The following is a 741-nucleotide window of genomic DNA, read 5'->3' on the forward strand; positions in this document are numbered from 1 at the left end:
AAATCCTGTTCGTTGCACAACACTAAATCCAGAATAGCCTTGTCCCTGGTCGGCTCTTGGACAAGTTGCTCCAAGAATGCATCCTGCAGGCACTCTACAAACTCCCGATCCTGGGGTCCAGCACCAACCTGATTCTCCCAGTTCACCTGCATGTTGAAATCCCCCATAACTACTGCAACATTTCCTTTGCTACATGCTAATGCTAACTCCGCATTCAACTTGCACCCAATATCCATGCTACTGTTTGGAGACCTGTAGACAACCCCCATTAGGGTCCTTTTGCCCTTACTGTTCCTCAATTCTATCCATACAGACTCCACTTCTCCTGATCCTATGTCTCCCCTTGCAAAGGACTGAATCTCATTCCTCACCAACAGGGCTACCCCACCCCCTCTGCCTACGTTTCTGTCCCTACGATAGCACGTATACCCTTGCACATTCATTTCCCAGGTCTGATCTCCCTGCAGCCATGTCTCCGTTATCCCAACAACATCATAGTTACCCATTCGCACCGGAGCTTCAAGCTCATCTGCCTTATTTCTGACACTTCTTGCATTCAGATAAAGAATTCTTAGCCCATTTCTCCTCTCTCTGTTTGAATCTCTGCCTACTGTGCTTAACCCAGCTCCCCGAACTTCCATCCGGCTACACGCCCCTTGAATTTCGGTAACCTTCCTAAATTTACCTACTCTTTCTGTACATTTAACACCAAGTTCCGTCAGATCATCCCTCTGTACATGC

The 741-nt window shown here is 47.8% G+C and carries 1 protein-coding gene; it reads right to left on the bottom strand.

What is annotated here, in order from left to right; translation table 11 throughout:
* Positions 1–741 (bottom strand): endonuclease/exonuclease/phosphatase family protein (locus CUC53_RS18440; protein WP_157798337.1); only part of this gene is annotated, 741 nt, incomplete at both ends.

Source organism: Aeromonas cavernicola (assembly GCF_002795305.1).
In the GTDB taxonomy this organism is placed as follows: Bacteria; Pseudomonadota; Gammaproteobacteria; order Enterobacterales; family Aeromonadaceae; genus Aeromonas; species Aeromonas cavernicola.